General features: G+C 46.7%; 1 protein-coding gene and 1 pseudogene. Both read right to left on the bottom strand.

Translation table 11 applies throughout. The features are described from left to right. The coding region (locus R8N49_RS28340) for a metal ABC transporter solute-binding protein, Zn/Mn family (protein ID WP_318190596.1) at nt 1–311 on the bottom strand (311 nt) is incomplete at its 3' end. 22 nt (nt 312–333) lie between these two features. Beyond that, nucleotides 334–623, bottom strand: a pseudogene (locus R8N49_RS28335) (hypothetical protein); the annotation flags it as partial.

The following is a 623-nucleotide window of genomic DNA, read 5'->3' as shown; positions in this document are numbered from 1 at the left end:
AGATCATCGCGTTGCGACGCGTTGATCACCTTCAACGCAAAATCATCATGGCCAATACCATTCACCACGATGACATCCATTTCATTGAGACGTTTTAGATCATTCGGTTGCGGTAAGTAGTTATGTGGATTAAAGCCAGCATCCACCAGCGGCAAGATTTCCGCTTTGTCACCAACAACAGCGTGCACATAGCTGAAATAAGGCTGAAGCGTGATACCAATTTTCATTTTGTCACTCGCGAAACTGGACGTGCTAGCGACCAATAAAGCGCAAGATGCAAACATGGAACGTAAAAGCGAACGTGTGATCATAATATGTATTCTTTGAATTGAGTTAAGTGTGCGAAGGGTGAGCAAAAGATGGAGAAGAGAGAATTAGCTGTTGCCACCCCTGTTGATGGCGATGGCTTTCTTCGCTCAATGTTGGGGTTGGCGCAAAACCATGGTCATCGATTAGCCAAATGTCGGCGTGGCTTTGACGACTATCTAGAATCATTGAAGCCGCCCCTTGCTCACTCTGTCTGATGCCCAAGTAGATCCCGTCACCAATGCTCTGCCATTGATGCGAACCTTTACGCTTCCAGTTTTGATCTTGAACAAAGGGAGCCATCCACAGTGACGCCA

The sequence above is a fragment of the Vibrio sp. 1978 genome (assembly GCF_033344345.1).
Note: the sequence above shows the minus strand (reverse complement) of the source record. Positions and strands in the feature narration are given on the sequence as shown.